The sequence below is a fragment of the Streptomyces sp. SP18BB07 genome, from assembly GCF_036322545.1.
Lineage (GTDB): Bacteria > Actinomycetota > Actinomycetes > Streptomycetales > Streptomycetaceae > Streptomyces > Streptomyces deccanensis.
In genome coordinates, this window is the sequence record NZ_JAQYWT010000360.1 from 130,774 (window position 1) to 147,205 (window position 16,432).

The window sequence follows — 16,432 nt, forward strand, 5'->3', positions numbered from 1 at the left end:
CCACAAGGAGACGATTTTCAGATAGTGAGCGACAGGCCCCTGGTCACCCGGCTCGCGGTCGGGAGCAGCCGGGCCCGGACCTCGTCGAGACGGGAGAGGCGGTCCGCCCGCAGCGAGACGCCGAGCGAGCCGAGGGTGTCGCCGCTGTAGACGGGGACCGCGACACAGACCGTGCCGAGGGCGTACTCCTCCAGGTCCGTGACGGCCGGTGCGATGGGGGAGTCGTCCAGCCGGCGGAGCAGTTCCGGGGCGTCGGTGATGGTCCGGGGAGTGAGGTCGGCGAGATGGTGCCGGGAGAGGTAGTCCTTGCGGGACTCCTCGTCCAGTTCGCGCAGCACCGACTTGCCCAGCGCGGTGGCGTGCCCGGCGTCCTCGAACCCCACCCAGAGGTCCACCCGGGGCGCCCGGGCGCTGTCCACGATCTCGGCGACCCTGATCTCACCGTCCTCGTAGAAGGTGAGGTAAGCGGCGGTGGTCAGCTCGTCCCGCAGTGCGGCGAGCGTCGGCCGGACCCGGCTGAGCAGTGCCTGACCCCTGCCGGTGGTGTGCAGGGCCGTCACCTTGTCGCCCAGGACGAACCCGCCGTCGGCCAGTTTCCGCAGGTAGCCGTCGTGGACGAGGGTCCGCAGCAGGTGGTAGGCGGTGGCCAGCGGCAGCCCGGTCTCCCGCGCCAGCTGTTTCGCGGGCGCGCCGTTCTCGTGCGCGCTCACCGCCTCCAGCAGGCGGAAGGCCCGCTGCACGGAGGTGATGAGTGTGGGGCCGGGGCCTTCGTGCGCAGCCATACGACCAGCGTGCGCCGGGCGCGCGCCCCGGGCAAGCGCCGCCCGGCCGGGACGGGACGGTCACTTCCACCCGTACGCGTAGGCCGCGACCCAGGTGATGTCGAGCTGGGCGCTGCTGCCCGGGGCCGCGCCCGGCCCCTCCAGGGCGCTCTCGTTCTGCAGCACCCACGACAGCGGCCGGTCCGGCACGTTCCGGGTGTCGTGCCCCACCAGCCGTCCGTCCACGAAGAACCGCACATGGCCGGGCGTCCACTCCGTCGACACGGTGTGCCACCGCGTCCAGTCGTCGCTCCCGGGGAAGTAGCCCTGTTCACCACCACCGCAGGGATGGTGGAAGGCGGTGAGGTCGCCGGTCCACTCACCCTCGGGATGGTCCATCTCGCAGCCCCCGCCGTAGTGCAGCCAGGCCGACTTGTATCCCGGGGCGAGCTTCGTCACCTTGATACGGGCGCTGTACTTGCCGTACTTCATCTGCATGACCGCACGGGGTACCACCGCGGCAGCATGCACGGGACCCCCGTCGGCGGGCCGCCACATCCGGATGAACATCCGGCCGTCGCCGTTCTCCGCAGGGCCCACGCTCACGGTGTCCTCCGGGTGGTAGACACCGACGACGTCCCGGCCCCGGTCCTTGGCCGTGTCGCGCCAACCCGTGGGATACGCCCACCAGTTGTCGCGGTATGCGCCGCGCAGGCCCCCGCAGTGGGCGGCGGAGGTGTCGACCCGGTGCTCGCAGTCGCTGAACCCGCCCAGCGGCACCCGGTCGCCGTCGAAGTCCTCCGCCAGGACCTGCCAGAACGGCCCGCAGTCGCCCCGGGGCAACGCGGTGCCCGCGACACGGCAGGCGTCGGCCGACACCGGTGCTCCCTCGGCACGGGGGACGCCTACGAGCGCCACCAGCGGCAGGAGACACAGGGAGGGCCACAGTGCGCGTCCACGACGTTTCGGTGCCGCGTGCGAACCCATCGGAAAGCCCCCTTCGACCCACTGCGGATGCGTGGTGCGAGGGAGCATCCTCACCGCACGGCCGCTCCGGCGCCATCCCCGGAACGGGGTGGTGTGCGGTGCCTACCGGAGGGTCGTACTCCGTCGGCGAGCTCCGTCGGCGAGGTGAACCGGCCGTTTCGGGTACTCGGGGCGCGGAGCCGGACCTGACACGTCCGGGACGTCGGACCTGAGGAGGTACGCGATGCGACTGCGGGAACACGTCGTGGTGGTGACAGGAGCGTCCAGCGGGATCGGCAGGGCCACCGCCGAGGCATTCGCACGCAAGGGCTGCGCGGTGGTGCTGGCCGCCCGTCGCGAGGAAGCGCTGGAGGCGACCGCTCAGGAGTGCGAGAGGCACCGCGGGGCGCGGACACTGGTCGTGCCGACCGACATGACGGACGCCACGGCGGTCGACGACCTGGCGAGGCGCGCGGTGCGGGAGTTCGGCCGGATCGACGTCTGGGTCAACAACGCCGCCGTCAACGCCTTCGGCCGGTTCGAGGACGTACCGCTGGAGGACTTCCGCCGGGTCCTGGACGTGAACGTGATGGGCTATGTGCACGGGGCGCGCGCGGCTCTGCCGGTGATGCGGGCGCAGGGGCGGGGCACGCTGGTCAACATCTCCTCGATCGTGGGAGCCGTGGCCCAGCCCTACAGCCACCCGTACAGCATGTCCAAGCACGCCGTCCAGGGCTTCGGGTCGAGTCTGCGGCAGCAGCTGCGGGTGGAAGGGGTGAAGGGGGTCCGGGTGTGCACGGTGATGCCCGCGACCATCGACACGCCGCACTTCGAGCAGTCGGCCAACTACACCGGGCGCAAGGTGGTCGCGATGCCGCCCGTCTACAGCCCCGAGCGGGTCGCCAAGGCCGTCGTCGACCTGGTCCGTCACCCGCACCGTGAAGTGGTGGTCGGCCCCGCCGGGCGGGCTCTGGTGCGCAGGGCGCGCAAGAACCCGGCCCTGGCGGAGCGGGCGATGGCCCGGCAGACCGACAGGACCCATCTGTCCCACGACGAGACGGCGCCGGCCACGCATGGAGCGCTGCACGTACCCGCTCCCGGCGAGGGAGCCGTGCACGGCGGCTGGGGCGGCCGACGCCGCACGGCGCTGCGCCGGACGGCCGTCGTCGCGGTGGTGGGCGCGGGCGTGGCCGCCGCAGGACGCAAAATCGGCCGCGAACTGACCACGGCCTGATCCGAAGCCCCCGGCGACCACCACCGAAGCCCCGGGGAACCGACCAAGCCCCTGGGGGCCACCGAGGCCGCCGGGGGCACGGCAGCCGTTGGAGGGGTGTCGAAGCCGCCGGGGGCACCGGGGCCGCTGGAGGCGCACCGTCGTCCCCGGGGCGCGGGAGCCGTGGGGGACCATCGAGGCCGCCGGGGCCACCGGCGCCGCTGAAGAGGCGCATCGAAGCCACCGGGAGCACCCAAAGCCGCTGGAGCGGCATCGAAGCCGCCGGAGGCACGCGGGGCGTCGGAGCCGCCGTAGATGTCGGAGGCGTCAGGTCGACGCCGGGCCGCCGGACGGGTGCGCGGGTGCGGAGGCACCGGCGCCGCTGGAGGGGCGCCGAAGCCACCGGGAGCGAGGCTACGGGCGCAGGCACCCGCCCGTAGCCGCGCCTGGGGTGGGTCTGGGAAGCGCGGTCCGTCGTGTCCTACCCGGACGCGTGCACCCGCGTCGGGACCCGGACCGATTCCATGACGAAACCGCTGCGTACGCGCGCCGGCATCCGCGTCAGCGGGATCCGCAGGTCCTGGGCGGGCACGTCGTACGTGAGCCGGGCCAGCCGCGGCCCCAGGGCCCGCAGCAGCGCCACGGTGACGTCCTCGCCGGGGCAGCGATGACCGGCGGCGCGGTCGCCGCCGCCCTGCGGCACCAGGTCGTCGCGGCGGGGCGGCCGCTCCAGGAAGCGCTGTGGTTCGAAGGTGTACGGCAGGTCCCACAGCTCGGGGTCGTGGTTCTGCCCGTACAGGTCGAGCAGGACCATGGCGCCCGCCGGGATCGGCTCGCCGCGCCACTCCAGGTCGGTGACGGCCAGCCCGCCGACGAAGGGCGCGAACGGGTAGAAGCGCCGCAGCTCGTGGGCGAACGCCACGGCGTACTCGGGGTCGTCCTCGGCCAGCCGCTCCCGGACGTCGGGCCGCAGCCGCAGCGCGTGACCGGCGTAGGTGACGAACCAGCACACCGCGACGGTGGGGCGGACGATGTTGAGGAGTTCCACCGCGGCCGTGTGCGGGTCGAGCGGCAGACCGTCGGCGTCCAGGTGCCGGACCACCACGTCCAGCGGCGACCCGGCCGGCGCGGTGGCGGCGCCCTCCCGGACGTCCCGCACCAGACCCGCCAGCCAGGCCTCGCTACGACTGCGCGCCCGGCGGGCCCGCCAGTGCCGGGGCCCCGGTGTGGCGAAACCGTCGACCATGGCGACCATGTCCCGGGCCGTTTCCGCGGCGGCGGGCTCGACCAGGGGGATGCCGGCCCATCGGCAGACGCCCAGCGCGAGCACCCGGCTCGCCTCGTCGAACAGCACGACCGAGCGCCGGCCGGGCCACGAGTCCACGGCCGCGTCCCAGGCCTCGGCGACCCGCTCCACCAGGCCCGCGACCGCCTGCGGGCCGGTGAGCAGCGAAAGGAACAGCTCCTTGCGCACGCGATGGGCCGGACCGTCCAGGGTGTGCACGGCCCCGTGGCCGAACAGGGTGCTCAGCACCGGGCCGGGCAACGCGCTCGCCCGTTCCACGTGCCGCTCGTCGTAGAAGAACCGCACGGCCTCCGGGCCCCACAGGGCGACGGTGTGCTGTCCCATCAGGCGGGTGCGGACCAGGGGACCGGTGCTGCGGCGCCGGCGCTCGGGCAGCCAGGTGTACCCCTTGACCAGGGCCGCGAGCGAACTGTCGACCAGGGGAGTGCGAGGACTGGGATTCATGCCGACCCGAGTGCCCGCCCGGGTCGGCCGGTAACGCGGGCGGCACGGGCACCGCACGGATGGCCGGAGCCCGCCCCGCGCGGGCGGTCGAAGCGCGTGCCCCACGGGCCGCCGAGCACCTGCCGGGCCGGCGCGACGCGGGGGCGATCACGGCACAGAGGTGTTACACCCCGCGGAACTCGGTACTCCGCACGGAGACACGAACCGGCCGACCAACCCCCGGAGGCGATCATGAGCGACGAGAACCTGGCGGACGACGCCTACCAGCCCACCGGTGGCAATGAGGAGCAGGAGGACGCCTCTCCGCTGGATCTCCAGGACGCGCTCGACGAACGCACGTACGACGACATGCTGGACGAGGGTTATTCGCCGCCGGAGAGGCCGCTGGGCGTCACCAAGAGCGGCACCACGGCGGCCGAGCAGCACGAGGGCGAGTCCCTGGACGACAGACTGCGGCAGGAGGAGCCCGACGTGGAGGTCCCGGCAGGGGACGGCATCGGCGACCTCCCGGGCGGCGAGGGCGAGCCCGTCGACCCGGAGGCCGGATCGGACCGCGCCGGCCGTCTCGTCGCACCCGACGAGGGCGTCCGGACGGACACCACCAAGGAACTGGTCGCCGAGGACGAGGGCATCGACGGCGGCGCGGCGGGCGCCGAGGAGGCGGCGATGCACGTGGTCCCCGACGACCGGCTGCCCCCGGTGGACCTGCCGGAGGAATGAACGAACGCATGCACGGGTCGGCCCCCGCGTGTGGGCAAGCCGCTGTGGGCGGTGGAGGAGACGGCCGAGAGCGCCAAGCTCTGGTCCGCGGCGGCCACGGTGATGGCCTGGGGCGCACACGCTCGACGGCCACGAGCACGGTGGGGACCGCACTCGCGGCGCCAGCCCCAGGCCAAGAGGGCGCGACGGCGGCCGTGTGGCCGGAGGGAGGGACGAGGAGAGGACGCGGGGCGGTCGTCGACCTCGGCCTGCGGGAACCACTCCTTCGGCGGCCTGCGCCGGTCGATCAGCTGCTTGCCGATCACGTGGGAGCCCACTTGGGCCAGCGTCACCCGCCGCCTCCCGCGCCGCTCCTCCTCGCCGTTCGCCGTCTGCCCTGACCGGGAGGGGCGCCGGCGGCCCTACTCGGCGATGTGGCGCTGGAGCCAGTCGGCGGCGGTCCGGCGGAAGAGCCTGCGGCTGTCCGCGCGCAGGAAGTCGTGGCCCTCGTCGCGCAGCAGCAGCAGTTCGGCCCGCAGCCCGCGTTCCCGGGCCGCGCGGACGAACTGCTCGGACTCGCCGAGCGGCACATTGGTGTCGTGCTCGCCGTGGACCGTGAGGACGGGGACGCGCAGGGCGTCCACGCGGGTCATCGGGGACAGCGCGTGCAGCAGTTCGCGGTCGTGTTCCGGGTGGCCGTACTTGTGCGCGGCCGACTCCGCGATCCACGGCTCGGTACCGGCGTAGAAGGTCGCGAAGTCGGACATGCCGCAGGCCGCGACGCCGGTGCGGAAGAGGTCCGGGTGCCACACGAGGGAGGCCATCACCAGATAGCCGCCGTAGGAGCGTCCCATGACGGCCAGCCGCCGTGGATCGGCGAGACCGGCGACGACGACATGGGCCGCGCAGGCGGCGACGTCCTCGATCGCGGCGAACCGGCCCGTGCCGAGGTCGGCGTCGACGAAGGAGCGGCCGTGCCCCGACGAGCCGCGCACATCCGGGGCGAAGACGTCGAGCCCCCGGCCCAGCAGCTCGTGGTAGAGCGGGTTGAACACCGGGCGTTCCTGCTCCTCCGGCCCGCCGTGCAGATGGATCACACAGGGCGCGGGCTCACCGGCGCCCCGGTCCGGAGCCCGGTAGTACCAGCCGCTCAGCGGCAGTCCGTCCCGCGCGACGGGCCGCAGCGGCACGGGACGCACCGGCGGCCGACCGGGCGGGACGGCGTCCTCGTCCCGCGACGACCACGCGGTCCGCCGCGCGGTGCCCTCGGGGAACCACCACACCCCGGGGCGGCGCTGCGAGCCGGACAGGGCCAGCACCAGTCCCGCCCGGCCGTCGACCCGCGGGATACGCGTCACCACCTCGTGCGGCAGGGACACCGTCCGCGACGGCCCGACCCGGGCCTCCCCGGCGGACGTCGGGGACACCGAGGTGACCTCCAGCTCGGTTGCGCCGCGTACGTTCCAGGCCAGGGCGGCGGTGTACCCGTCGTGGCCGAGCGCCAGCAGCTCCAGCCCGCAGTCCGCGCGCTCGGCGGCGACGGTCAGCCCCAGCGACGCGCCCTCGGCGTCGAGGCGGACCGCGAACAGCGCGGCGAACTCCCGTGCCGCGTCGCTGCGCAGCCACAGCGTCGTACCGTCCGGGGAGAACCGGCCGATCCACGGGTCGCCGTCGGCGACGTGCAGGGCGAAGACGGTCCGCAGGTCGCCGGTCCGTACGACAAGGGCCTCACGACGGCCGCGCGGTCCCCGGCGCACGAGTGCCAGCCGTCCGTCCCTGCTGAGGTCGCACACGCGCAGGGTCGCGGCGCCGCGTTCCACCGCGACCAGGGTGGGCGCCGCCACGCCCAGGGGGTCGACCAGATAGGCGGCCAGCCCTCCGCCGGACGTCCTCTCCCGGGCCGTCTCGCCGTCCTCCTCCCGTGCGCCGGGCGTCCCCGTGCCGTGGGCCTCGGGGCCCTCCGTCTCGCGGCCGGCCCCGGGACCGGCGTCGCCGTGGTGCGGGCCGCCCAGCAGCACGGCCCGGCCGTCGCGGGTGGCCCAGCCCGCCGGGCGGGGGGCGGTGTAGGTGTCCGGATCGGCGAGGCCGGGCCCCGTGGGAGCGGCCCCTTCCTCCCCGTCGGCGCCACCGGGCGTGCGGACCGGTTCGGCGACGGTGACGGCGACGGCCGTACCGTCGTGCTGCCAGCAGCCCAGGTGGGCCGAGCTGCCCGGTTCGGCACCGGCGAGGATGCGTCGCCCGGTGCCGTCGGGCCGTACGCACAGCACCCTGGTGTGCTCGCCGCCGCCGGGGGCGGTGGTGTAGGCGATCCAGCGGCCGTCGGGCGACCAGGCCACCTCCTTGACCGGGTGGGGTTCGGAGTCCAGCAGATGCACCTCGTCCCCGCCGACCGGCCCGGTCCACAGCTGGGGCACCCCGCCCCGGTCGCAGATGAACGCGACGTACCGGCCGCTCGGGTCCACGGACGGGTACCAGCAGCCGTGCGACCGCAACGGCTGTGGCGTGTCCAGCGGCGCGGCGGTGTCGGGCAGCGGGACCGGCACCGGGGCCGTGGCGGCCGCCGGCGTCGGGACGGTGAACCTACGGGTGCGGCCGTCGGCCCCGGGGGCCGACGGGGCGGTGCGACCGTGCTCCTCCGGGCGCCACGGCACCCCGTCGACGAGTTCCTCGCCGACGGGGGAGGGGTGGGGGGAGCCCGTGCGGGGGTGCGCCCCGGTCACCTGATTCCGTGCGTTTGCAGCCATATCTCCAGCAAAGCTACCTGCCACAGCTCGTTCGCCCCACGCCTGGCGCGGTGTTCGTCCGGGGCCGCCAGCAGCCGGGCCACGTAGTCGCCCCGGAAGACGCCGCGCGACCTGGCCTCGGGCGCGGACAGCGCCTCACGGACCCTGCCCAGTACGGGGCCCGCCATGTGCTTGACGGCGGGGACCGGGAAGTACCCCTTCGGCCGGTCGACGACCTCGGCGGGCAGGACCCGCCGGCCCGCGGCCTTGAGGATCCCCTTGCCGCCGTCGGCGAGCTTGAGCTCCGGCGGGCAGGCGGCGGCCAGTTCCACCAGCTCGTGGTCGAGGAACGGGGTCCGGGCCTCCAGGCCCCAGTCCATGGTCATGTTGTCGACGCGCTTGACCGGGTCGTCGACGAGCATCACCTCGGCGTCGAGCCGCAGCGCCGCGTCGAGCGCGGTCTCGGCGCCCGGGCGGGCCATGTGCTCCCGTACGAAGCGGTCGGACACGTCGTGGTCGGGCAGGAAGCGTGGTCGCAGCATTCCGGCGAGGTCGGCGTGCGGCCGGTCGAAGTACGTCTCGGCGTACGCCTCGGCCGCCCGCTTCCTCGGTGCGACGGCGATGTCCGGGTACCAGTGGTAGCCGGCGAAGACCTCGTCGGCGCCCTGGCCGCTCTGTACGACCTTGACCTCCTTCGCGACCTGTTCGGCGAGCAGGTGGAAGGCCACCACGTCATGGCTGACCATCGGCTCGCTCATCGCCCCGATCGCCGCGTCCAGGGCCGTCGACACGCGGTCCGAGGGCACCATCAGCTGGTGGTGGTCGGTGCCGAAACGCCGGGCGACCAGGTCCGAGTAGGGGAACTCGTCGCCCTCCTCGCCGCCCTCGGACTCGAAGCCCACGCTGAACGTGGCGAGATCGCGCTGCCCCTCGTCGGCCAGCAGCGCCACGATCAGGCTGGAGTCGAGGCCGCCCGACAGCAGGACGCCCACGGGCACGTCGGCGACCATGCGGCGGCGTACGGCGGTGCGCAGCGCGTCGAGCACCGCGTCCCGCCAGTCGTCCGCGTCCATGCCCGCGTCCTCGGGCCTGCGGGTGTACGACGGCTGCCAGTAGCGGATGTCGCGGTGGCTGCCGTCCGGCTCCACCACCCGCACGGTGGCCGCGGGGAGCTTGCGCACGCCCGCGAGCACGGTGTGCGGTGCGGCGACCGTGGCGTGCCAGCTCAGGTACTGGTGCAGCGCGACCGGGTCGAGCGAGGTGTCGACGCCGCCGCCCGCCAGGAGCGCGGGCAGCGAGGAGGCGAACCGCAGCCGCCCCGGCGCCTGGGCCAGGTACAGCGGCTTGATGCCCAGCCGGTCACGGGCCAGCACCAGGCGGCCGGTGTCCTGTTCGGCGATGGCGAAGGCGAACATGCCGAAGAAGTGGTCGACGCAGGAGGTGCCCCACTGCTGGTAGGCCTTGAGCACCACCTCGGTGTCGGAGCCGGAGAAGAAGCGGTGGCCGAGGCCGCGCAGTTCCTCACGCAACTCCTTGTAGTTGTAGACGCAGCCGTTGAAAACTCCGGCGATCCGGCCCGCGGGGTCCGTCATCGGCTGGGCCCCGCACTCGGACAGGTCGATGATCTTCAGCCTGCGGTGCCCCAGGGCGACGGCGTTCTGCGACCACAGGCCCCTGCCGTCCGGGCCACGGGGAGCGAGTCGGTCGGTGATGCGCTCGACGGCGGCCAGGTCGGGCCGTCCGCCGTCGAAGCGGATCTCTCCGCTGAGACCGCACATCAGACCGCACCTCCTCGCAGGGGGTCTGCGTCGGCCGGTCCCGGAGGCGAAGCCTCGATCGAGCACGAGCCGGTGCGTTTCGGGTGCGTCTCCGTCTTGCTGGGCATGCGAGCCACTCCTTGATCACGGTGGCACCGGCACCACGGGGGAGGACGCTGCCGCGTCGGGATCTCCGCGCCGTGACCTGTCGCGGGGGCGAGAGCCGGTGCCTGCCTCTTGCGCCGCCGCTCGGATGTCAGCTGCCGACGGACTCGACCGAGTACGCCGCCGAGGTCCCGGCGGGGCCGGCCCCGCCGGCCGCGGCCACGGGCCGGCGGACGGCTCCGGGACCGGTGCCCTGCCCGTACTCGCCCCGGGTCTCGGCGACCGCCGCCCGGACGCAGGCGAGCATGCCCTCCTGCTCGGCGACCTCGCGCAGCCGGTGGGCCGCGCTGCCCCGGGCCAGGGCCTCCTCGGTGAGGGTGCGGACGGTGTCCCAGTCGCCGAGGGCCTCCAGGACCGGGCGCAGCCTGCGGACCATGGCGCGCACCACCTCGGGGGCGGGCGCTGCGAAGCGGGTGACCGGGTCGACGAGGGTGCCCTCCAGACCCGCCTGGGCGGCCCGCCAGACCGCTGCCTTCAGCCATTCGTGCCTGCCGTCGCAGCCCGCGCCGGGCTGCTCCAGGCCTGCCTTGGCGTCCTCGACGAGGGCGCGGAAGAGGCCCGCTATGAGGACGACCGTCTCGGCGCGCGGGCAGGCGTCGCAGATGCGCAGCTCCAGGGTCCGCTGGTGTTCGCTCGGCCGCAGGTCGTAGTAGACCATCCCCGGGTCCTTGATCACGCCGGAGCGGATCAGGTCCTCGACCGCCGCGTCGTAGTCGGCGGCCCCGCCGAAGCAGCCGACGGGCCCCGCGGTGGGCCAGCGCTGCCACAGCATCGTGCGCCAGCTCGCGTAGCCCGTGTCCGCGCCGAGCCAGAACGGCGAGCTGGCGGACAGGGCCAGCAGCGGGGGCAGCCACGGGGAGACACCGCACATGATCCGGACGGCCGTGTCCCGGTCGGGCACGTCGACATGGACCTGCGCGCTGCACACGAGCTGCTCGTCGGCGACCTTGCGGTACTCGTCGACCAGCGCCCGGTAACGGAAATCGGGGGTCGCGTCCCCGGGTGTCACCCGCGCGAACGGTACGGTCCCGGCCGCGACGACGGCCAGCCCGAGCCCGGTGGCCGCGTCGTCCAGCCGGCGCCGTGCCCCGCGCAGATCGTCGTGCAGGGAGTCGAGCGCGGAGTGGACGGGGCTGTTCCACTCGACCGCGGACCGCTGGAGCTCGGCCTTGAACTCGGGTCCGGGCAGTCGGCCGAGAACCGCGCCGGCCCCGGGGACCAACCGCCCGTTCTCCGCGTCCAGAACATGAAACTCTTCCTCTACGCCTACACGAACGGTCACGGCTTCTCCCTCATCCGTACCCGAGATCGCCCGCCGGGCCTGAGCCCTTCGACGACCGCTGCGTGGTGCGAGTTCCCGACAAACGCACAAATAGTCCCATCTCTGCACTTCTGTCGCCAACGCATCCCCGTGCGAGCGGTGCCGAGCCCGTCGCGGCGACGGATGTGGCGGGCGATGTCGAAGGCGGCGGTCGCCGATCGACGTGAGAGTGAAGACAGAACGACCCAGACTTCAGGAGTACCCCACCGTGACTGTGACCGTGACTGCGGATTTGGCCATCTCCCTCGACGGCTACGTCGCCGGCCCCGGCGTCTCCCCCGACAATCCGGGAGGCGACGGCGCCGAGCCGCTCTTCGAGTGGATCCACAACCTGGCTGGCTGGCGGGAGCGCCAGGGCCTGACCGGCGGAGAGGAGAACCGCGACTCCGAACTGATGCGCGAATGGTTCGACGCCACCGGGGCGGTGGTCATGGGCCGGACGATGTACGACCTGGGCGAGGAGTTCTGGGGCGACAACCCGCCCTTCCGCACCCCCGTCTTCGTGCTGACCCACCGCCCGAGGCCCACCCTGGTCAAGGAGGGCGGCACCACCTTCACCTTCGTCACCGACGGTGTCCACAGCGCCCTCGACCGGGCCAGGGCCGCCGCGGGGGACCGCAACGTCGACATCGCGGGCGGCGCCTACACCGTGCGGCAGTACCTCCGGGAGGGACTCGTCGACGAACTGCAGCTGCACGTCGTGCCCGCGCTCCTCGGCGCGGGACTGCGGCTCTTCGACGACCCGGAGGTACGAGGGCACGACCTCGAAACGGTCAGGGTGGTCCACACCCCGCTCGCCACCCACCTGAAGTACCGCTTCCCGCGGTGACCCGCAGGGTGTGACGGGGATCACGCGGAACGGAAAACCCGTCGCGCGGACCCCACGTCTAGGGGGTGTGAGATCACTCAGGAAGGCAGCGGGCGAGCCGGACGAGGAGCGCCTCGTCCGGCTCGTGGCCAAGGGCGACCGCGCGGCGTTCGACGAGCTGTACCGGCGCACCGCGCCGTGGCTGGCGGTCCGGTTGCGGCGCCGCTGCGCCGACGAGCAGATCGTCGCCGAGGTCATGCAGGAGACGTATCTGGCGGTGTGGCGCGCGGCGGGCGCGTTCGCCGGGGCCGCCGTCGGAGGGACGGCGGTCGGCTGGCTGTGGACGATCGCCGCCCGCCGGCTCGTCGACGCGTTCCGGCGCAGGGCCCACCACGCGGAACCCCCGCCCGTCGCTGCCGCGCACCCCGTGGCGCCCGCCGCCGAGGACGAGGCGCTCGCGGCGACCGTCTGCGGCGACGTCGGGGACGCGCTGCGCCGCCTCGCACCCGAACTCAGAGCGGTACTGCAGGCCATGGTGCTCGACGGACTGACCGTCCGGGAGACCTCGGTCCTGCTCGGCGTGCCCGAGGGCACGGTCAAGACCCGGGCCCGTCGGGCCCGGACCGAGATGCGGAAGGCCCTGGCATGAGCGTGGAACACGCCTCGACGCGGCTCATCGACGGTTACGCGCGCGGCGACACGGACCTCGCCGCCGACGAGGTGTGGGCGCTGGAAGCCCACTTGGAGGCCTGCCGGAGCTGCCGGGACCGGCTGTCGGCCGCCGTCACGGTGACCGCCCCCGCCGTGACCGCCCTGGTCGGCACCGTCTGGGCCGATCTCGAACCCCGGCTTGCCACCACCGCCACGATGCCCCGCCGCCGACGACTGTGGGCCCGGCTCGCGACGTGGCTGACGCCCACGACGGTGCCGTGGCTGGCCATGGTCATGAGCGTCACCCTGCTCGCGCTGCTGCTCGACCTCGCCGACCCCGGCACGGGAGACGGCTCCGGCCCCGGCGAGGTGTCGCTGGTGCTGCTGCTCTCCCCCGTCCTGCCCGTGCTCGGCGTCGCGGCCTCGTGGTCACGCGGCCTGGACCCGGCGTACGAGCTGACGGCCTCCGTGCCCAGGGCCGGTCTGCCACTGGTGCTGCGGCGCACCGTGGCCGTGCTCGTCCTGGTCGTGCCCGCGCTGTTCGTGGGCGGATGGGCGACGGGGGTGACGGCCGCCCAGTGGCTGCTGCCCTGCCTGGCGTTCACCTCGACGACCCTGGCACTCGGCGGGGTCGTCGGCGTGACCCGCGCCGCCCTCGCGCTGGTCACGGTGTGGGCCGTCGTGGTCGTGGCGCCCGCCCTGGCCACCGGCCGCACCCCCCTCGCCCTCCGGGCGGACGGCCTGCCCGTCTGGGGGCTGATCCTCACGCTCGGCATCGGTGTCGTGATCGCCCGCAGGGGCGCGTACTCCGTGCTGGGAGCCCATCGATGACCAACGGGAAGGAACCACACGTGATGTCCGCGCTGACCGCGGCCGACCTCGCGCCGACGCCCTACGCCTGGGAGATCCGGGCCACGGGGCTGAAGGTGAGGGTGGGTCGGAAACGGATGGCCGTCGACGGACTCGACCTGTCGCTCGGCACCGGCGTGCACGGCCTGCTCGGACCCAACGGGGCCGGCAAGACCACCCTCATCCGGGCACTGGCCACCGTGCTGCGCCCCGCCGAGGGCACCCTGGAACTGCTCGGCGAGCACGCCGGAGGCCTCGGCGAACACCGGGCGCTGCGCCGCCGGATCGGCTATCTGCCGCAGGAGTTCGGCTACTACAAACGCTTCACCGTGCGCGAGTTCGTCGAGTACATGGCGTGGCTGAAGGAAGTACCGAAAGCGGACATCCCCGGTGCGGTGCAGCGGGCGATCGAGCGGGTCGGCCTCGCCGACCGCGCCGACGAGCGGATGAAAACCCTGTCGGGCGGCATGGTGCGGCGCGTCGGCATCGCCCAGGCCATCGTCAACGACCCCGCGATCCTGCTCCTCGACGAACCGACGGTCGGCCTCGACCCGGCCCAACGGCTGCGGTTCCGTGAGCTGTTGCAGGAGCTGGGCACGGACACCTGTGTGGTCGTCTCGACACATCTGGTGGAGGACGTCGCCGCCGCCTGCACCGACGTGGTGCTCTTCGCCGAGGGCCGGCTGGTCTTCCAGGGCACCCCGGACGAACTGGCCGCCGCGGGCGGACCCGACCACGTGGGCGACAGCCCGCTGGAGCGCGGCTACTCGGCGCTGCTGCTCGACCCCCGCCAGGAAAGGGGCACCTGGTGAACGGCCGTGTCCTGCGCATCGAACTGAGGCGTTCCGTCGCCCCCTGGGCCGGCGTGCTGTCCTTCTGCCTCGCCCTGGCGTTCCTTTACCTGGTGAGCGGACCGTGGTGGAAAGGCGCCGCGCTGTGGACGAGCCAGTGGACGTCCATGGCCCTGTGGACCCGGTTCCTGCTGGCCGTCCTGTGGCCGCTCGCCCTGGCGCTCGGCGCCCTCCAAGGGCTGCGCGACCACCGGTCGCGCATGTCCGAACTGCTGACGAGCACCCCGCGACCCGCACGCCACCGCGCGGCCACCACCGCGGGCGCCATGGCGATCACGGTGACCTCGGCCTTCGCGCTCGTCGTGCTCCTGGGCGCGGCCCAGGTGGTCGGCGCCGCCGAGTACACGCACCTCGGCTGGCTGCCGATCTCACTGGTCGCCCTGCTCGCGCTCGTCGCGGGGGCCCTGCTCGGCATGGGGATCGGACGCAACCTCCCCTCCCCGCTGACCCCGCCCGCGCTGGCCGTGGCCGCCTTCGTCTTCGTCAACCTGCTGCGGATGTCGACGGAGTCGACGGTGCCGAGCCCGATGTGGGCGTCGAGCCGGGTCACGCTGCTCTCACCGGCGGTGGACGAGGTGCGCGACGTGTTCCTGACCCTCTCCGCCCCCGTGCACCTCGGCCAGACGGTCTGGCTCCTCGGTATGGCGGTGACCGGCTTCGCGCTGCTCGCCGCCGCGACGCCGCGCGCCCGGCTGCTCGCCCTCGCACCGGTCCTGGCGGGCGCGGTGATCGCCCTGCTCGTCCTGCCCGCCGACCCGCGCCGGGTCTATGTCGTCGACGAGGCCGCCGCGGCCCAGGTCTGCGACGGACCGGTGTGCGTGGCGGCCGTGCACCAGGACCGGCTGGCCGGTCTCGCGGGCCCCGGGAAGGAGGCGCTGCGCCTCATGCGGGACGCCCTCGGCGGCGAGGCACCCACGTCCGTCCGGGAGAGCACCGCCCGACGCGGGATCTTCGACGCGCCGGAGCGGTCACGCAGGGCCGTGCTCGTCGACTTCGGCGACGGCGTCCTCGGCGACGTGCGGGGCGAGCAGTTGACGCGGGCCCTCCTCGGGCAGGGCATGGCACCGAACTGCTCCGCCCGCAGCGCCAACGAGAGCGGCACGGTCGGCGAACTCGCCGCGCAGGGCGTCGTCGCGGGCTGGGTCCTCGGGGATCTGCGGCCGTTCCCCGGCGCGATACATACGCCGGCCGACCAACTGGCCACGGCCGGCCCGGTGTTCAAGGAACTCAAGGCCCTGCCGTGGTCCGGGCAGGTCGCGCGTGTCAAGGCCGCGCACACCGCCGCGGTCTCCTGCTCGGGCGACCCGCTCGACATCCTGGACGGCGGTACCGCCCGATGAGATGGCTGACCCTGTACGCGCGCTCCCGGCAGGTGCCCGCGTCGCTCGCCGCGGTGGTGATCAGCACGGCCGGGGTGTGGGCGCTGATCGCCCGGGACGGCGGCGGGGGACCGGTCGATCCGAGGATGCCCGTGTTCGTCCTCGTCGCCGGGGTGACGGCCACCTCGATCGGGCTCGGCGGGCAGGACCTCGCGCTGGACCGCGCGGCCGCCATCCGCTGGCGGCCCCGCAGGGCGGCACACGTGCTGCTCATCGGCGCCGTCGTCGGCGCCGTGCTGCTCGCGGTGGGGACGGCGACGGACACGGACCTGGCCACGACCGCCTTCGTCGTCCGGGACAGCGCCGGGCTGGCCGGGCTCGTCGCGCTCGGAGCGGTGGTGTGCGGGGCCGCGTACGCGTGGACCCCGGCGGTCGTCTGGCTGTCGTTCTCCGTCTTCGCCCCGCCCCCGACGAACGTGCCGATGGAGGTCGCGACCTGGATGATGCTGCCGCCCGGTACGCCGACGGCCACCTGGACGGCCCTGGCCCTCGCGGTCACCGGCACCACGGTGTACGCCCTCGCGGGCCCGAGACGCTGA

At 74.0% G+C, this 16,432-nt stretch carries 14 protein-coding genes; 8 read left to right on the forward strand and 6 right to left on the reverse strand.

Features of this window, described 5'->3' with window-relative positions:
• Window positions 1-17: 17 nt before the first annotated feature.
• Window positions 18-782 (reverse strand): IclR family transcriptional regulator, encoded by a 765-nt coding sequence (locus PUR53_RS38975; protein WP_239751616.1) that lies wholly within the window; start codon window positions 780-782, stop codon window positions 18-20.
• A gap of 60 nt (window positions 783-842) precedes the next feature.
• A complete protein-coding gene (locus PUR53_RS38980) occupies window positions 843-1,640 on the reverse strand; it encodes a glycoside hydrolase family 16 protein (protein WP_329911498.1) in 798 nt (265 codons plus the stop codon).
• Window positions 1,641-1,971: 331 nt separating this feature from the next.
• On the opposite strand from PUR53_RS38980, the gene PUR53_RS38985 reads away from it, so the two are divergent.
• The gene (locus tag PUR53_RS38985; RefSeq protein WP_329896593.1) at window positions 1,972-2,961 is read left to right on the forward strand and encodes an SDR family oxidoreductase; all 990 of its coding nucleotides are present in this window, start codon (window positions 1,972-1,974) and stop codon (window positions 2,959-2,961) included.
• A 460-nt stretch (window positions 2,962-3,421) separates the two neighbouring features.
• Here the strand turns inward: PUR53_RS38985 and PUR53_RS38990 are convergent, their stop codons facing one another.
• A complete protein-coding gene (locus PUR53_RS38990; protein ID WP_329911499.1) occupies window positions 3,422-4,690 on the reverse strand; it encodes a cytochrome P450 in 1,269 nt (422 codons plus the stop codon).
• A 231-nt stretch (window positions 4,691-4,921) separates the two neighbouring features.
• On the opposite strand from PUR53_RS38990, the gene PUR53_RS38995 reads away from it, so the two are divergent.
• Entirely contained in the window at window positions 4,922-5,410 is a 489-nt protein-coding gene (locus PUR53_RS38995; RefSeq protein WP_329896591.1) for a DUF5709 domain-containing protein, read from the forward strand.
• Between the two features lie 401 nt (window positions 5,411-5,811).
• Here the strand turns inward: PUR53_RS38995 and PUR53_RS39000 are convergent, their stop codons facing one another.
• From PUR53_RS39000 to PUR53_RS39010, 3 genes are all read right to left on the reverse strand, one after another.
• The gene (locus tag PUR53_RS39000; RefSeq protein WP_329896590.1) at window positions 5,812-8,133 is read right to left on the reverse strand and encodes a prolyl oligopeptidase family serine peptidase; all 2,322 of its coding nucleotides are present in this window, start codon (window positions 8,131-8,133) and stop codon (window positions 5,812-5,814) included.
• Window positions 8,106-9,890 (reverse strand): N-acetylglutaminylglutamine amidotransferase, encoded by a 1,785-nt coding sequence (locus PUR53_RS39005; protein WP_329896589.1) that lies wholly within the window; start codon window positions 9,888-9,890, stop codon window positions 8,106-8,108. The genes PUR53_RS39000 and PUR53_RS39005 overlap by 28 nt, the downstream gene beginning before the upstream one ends.
• A 235-nt stretch (window positions 9,891-10,125) precedes the next feature.
• Window positions 10,126-11,316 carry a carboxylate-amine ligase gene (locus PUR53_RS39010; RefSeq protein WP_329896588.1) on the reverse strand — a complete coding sequence of 397 codons (1,191 nt, stop codon included), beginning with the start codon at window positions 11,314-11,316 and terminating at the stop codon, window positions 10,126-10,128.
• 253 nt (window positions 11,317-11,569) lie between these two features.
• On the opposite strand from PUR53_RS39010, the gene PUR53_RS39015 reads away from it, so the two are divergent.
• The 6 genes from PUR53_RS39015 (at window position 11,570) to PUR53_RS39040 (ending at window position 16,432) form a co-directional block, all read left to right on the forward strand.
• Window positions 11,570-12,184 (forward strand): dihydrofolate reductase family protein, encoded by a 615-nt coding sequence (locus tag PUR53_RS39015; RefSeq protein WP_329896680.1) that lies wholly within the window; start codon window positions 11,570-11,572, stop codon window positions 12,182-12,184.
• A gap of 67 nt (window positions 12,185-12,251) precedes the next feature.
• Window positions 12,252-12,812: an RNA polymerase sigma factor gene (locus tag PUR53_RS39020; RefSeq protein ID WP_329896587.1), complete on the forward strand. Its 561-nt coding sequence runs from the start codon at window positions 12,252-12,254 to the stop codon at window positions 12,810-12,812.
• Entirely contained in the window at window positions 12,809-13,645 is an 837-nt protein-coding gene (locus PUR53_RS39025) for a zf-HC2 domain-containing protein (protein WP_329896586.1), read from the forward strand. The genes PUR53_RS39020 and PUR53_RS39025 overlap by 4 nt, the downstream gene beginning before the upstream one ends.
• Window positions 13,642-14,475, forward strand: a complete 834-nt coding sequence (locus PUR53_RS39030) for an ABC transporter ATP-binding protein (RefSeq protein WP_329896585.1) — start codon at window positions 13,642-13,644, stop codon at window positions 14,473-14,475. The genes PUR53_RS39025 and PUR53_RS39030 overlap by 4 nt, the downstream gene beginning before the upstream one ends.
• Complete coding sequence (locus PUR53_RS39035; protein ID WP_329911500.1) at window positions 14,472-15,854, forward strand: hypothetical protein; 1,383 nt, start codon at window positions 14,472-14,474, stop codon at window positions 15,852-15,854. Before PUR53_RS39030 ends, PUR53_RS39035 begins: the two co-directional genes overlap by 4 nt.
• Window positions 15,851-16,432: a hypothetical protein gene (locus PUR53_RS39040; protein ID WP_329911501.1), complete on the forward strand. Its 582-nt coding sequence runs from the start codon at window positions 15,851-15,853 to the stop codon at window positions 16,430-16,432. The genes PUR53_RS39035 and PUR53_RS39040 overlap by 4 nt, the downstream gene beginning before the upstream one ends.

What these genes read in the sequence shown, in the direction of transcription:
- PUR53_RS38985 (WP_329896593.1), top strand. Translation starts at nt 1,972, where the DNA reads ATGCGACTGCGGGAACACGTCGTGGTGGTGACAGGAGCGTCCAGCGGG.
- PUR53_RS38975 (WP_239751616.1), bottom strand. Translation starts at nt 782, where the DNA reads ATGGCTGCGCACGAAGGCCCCGGCCCCACACTCATCACCTCCGTGCAG.
- PUR53_RS39005 (WP_329896589.1), bottom strand. Translation starts at nt 9,890, where the DNA reads ATGTGCGGTCTCAGCGGAGAGATCCGCTTCGACGGCGGACGGCCCGAC.
- PUR53_RS39025 (WP_329896586.1), top strand. Translation starts at nt 12,809, where the DNA reads ATGAGCGTGGAACACGCCTCGACGCGGCTCATCGACGGTTACGCGCGC.
- PUR53_RS39040 (WP_329911501.1), top strand. Translation starts at nt 15,851, where the DNA reads ATGAGATGGCTGACCCTGTACGCGCGCTCCCGGCAGGTGCCCGCGTCG.
- PUR53_RS39000 (WP_329896590.1), bottom strand. Translation starts at nt 8,133, where the DNA reads ATGGCTGCAAACGCACGGAATCAGGTGACCGGGGCGCACCCCCGCACG.
- PUR53_RS38990 (WP_329911499.1), bottom strand. Translation starts at nt 4,690, where the DNA reads ATGAATCCCAGTCCTCGCACTCCCCTGGTCGACAGTTCGCTCGCGGCC.
- PUR53_RS38995 (WP_329896591.1), top strand. Translation starts at nt 4,922, where the DNA reads ATGAGCGACGAGAACCTGGCGGACGACGCCTACCAGCCCACCGGTGGC.
- PUR53_RS39030 (WP_329896585.1), top strand. Translation starts at nt 13,642, where the DNA reads ATGACCAACGGGAAGGAACCACACGTGATGTCCGCGCTGACCGCGGCC.